The 1,295-nt window shown below is 67.6% G+C and carries 3 protein-coding genes; all 3 read left to right on the top strand.

Annotated features, from left to right (window positions below; translation table 11 throughout):
* Positions 1–77 precede the first annotated feature (77 nt).
* Genes M2283_RS51555 through M2283_RS51545 form a run of 3 tightly spaced genes read left to right on the top strand, consistent with a single transcriptional unit; the run spans position 78 to position 1,261 of the window.
* Positions 78–377: a transposase gene (locus M2283_RS51555; protein WP_280883572.1), complete on the top strand. Its 300-nt coding sequence runs from the start codon at positions 78–80 to the stop codon at positions 375–377.
* On the top strand, positions 374–829 hold the full coding sequence (locus M2283_RS51550; RefSeq protein ID WP_280883571.1) for an IS3 family transposase: 456 nt from the start codon (positions 374–376) through the stop codon (positions 827–829). Before M2283_RS51555 ends, M2283_RS51550 begins: the two co-directional genes overlap by 4 nt.
* Positions 830–832: 3 nt before the next feature.
* Entirely contained in the window at positions 833–1,261 is a 429-nt protein-coding gene (locus tag M2283_RS51545) for a DDE-type integrase/transposase/recombinase (protein WP_348539001.1), read from the top strand.
* Positions 1,262–1,295: the final 34 nt, after the last annotated feature.

The following is a 1,295-nucleotide window of genomic DNA, read 5'->3' as shown; positions in this document are numbered from 1 at the left end:
GCGGCTGCGCTGAACCTTCCCCTTGATCGTGGACACCTGGAGACTGGGATCTGAGGTTCCAGAGGAAGTAGCACCAGGTGGGAAGCAAGTACACGAGGCGGTACACCGCGGAGTTCAAGCGGGACGCGATCGCGCTCGTCGACTCCACTGGCAAGACGGTCACCGCCGTCGCCCGGGAGCTCGGCATCAGTTCCGAGTCCCTGCGCGGCTGGTATCGCCAGGCCAAGGCCGACCGGGGCGAGGGCGCCCCCGGCGAGCTCACGACTGCCGAGCGTGAGGAGCTCAAGCGGCTGCGCCGGCAGAACGCCGACCAGGCCAAGACAATCGAGGTTTTGCGAAAAGCCGCGGTCTTCTTCGCGAAGGAGAGCGATCGGTGAACGACACGTACGCGTTCATCGAGGCGGAGAAGACCACCCACGGCATCGCTTTCCTCTGCCGCCTGCTCGAGGTGGCCCGCTCCTCGTTCTATGCCTGGCTCGCCGCGGCGAAGACCCGCGCGGCCCGCCGGGCCGCCGACCAGGCCCTAGTGCACGAGATCACCGTGATCCACGTCGGCTCGCGCCGGACGTATGGCGTCCCCCGCGTTACTGCCGAACTGCGTCGGCTGGGACGGGCGGTGAACCGAAAGCGGGTCGCCCGCCTCATGCGCGAGCACGGCATCCAGGGCGTCACCCGCCGCAAGCGCCGTTCGCTGACCAGGCCGGACAAGAAGGCCAAGCCAGCCCCGGACCTGATCGGCCGCGACTTCCACCCGCAGATGCCCGGCACGAAGCTGGTCGGTGACATCACCGCACTGCCGACAGCCGAGGGCTGGCTCTACCTCGCCTGATGGCTGGACCTGGCCACCCGCGAGGTCGTCGGCTACTCGATGGCCGACCACCACCGCGCCGAGCTCGTCGTCGACGCACTCGACATGGCCCACGGCCGCGGTGGACTGCAACCCGGCTGCGTGATCCACAGCGACCGCGGCAGCGAATACACCTCGGCCCGATTCCGGGACCGAATACGGGAGTTGGACCTCCGCCAAAGCTGCGGACGCACCGGATCTTGCTTCGACAACGCCGCCGCGGAGAGCTTCTGGGCCCTGCTCAAAGAGGAGATCGGCACCCGCGTCTGGCCCGACCGGGCCACCGCCCGCGCCGACGTCTTCGATTTCATCGAGACGTTCTACAACCGCCGACGCTTGCGCAGACACAAGGTCTTCGGCTACCTCACCCCGGCCGAGACCCGGCAACGACACCGACACACCCTCGCGGCATAACCATCGAGTGTCCAAGATCACGGGGAAGCTTCAT

Origin of the sequence: Streptomyces pseudovenezuelae, from assembly GCF_029892565.1 — a bacterium.
GTDB classification, from domain to species: Bacteria; Actinomycetota; Actinomycetes; order Streptomycetales; family Streptomycetaceae; genus Streptomyces; species Streptomyces pseudovenezuelae_A.
This window is presented reverse-complemented; position numbering and strand designations above follow the sequence as displayed.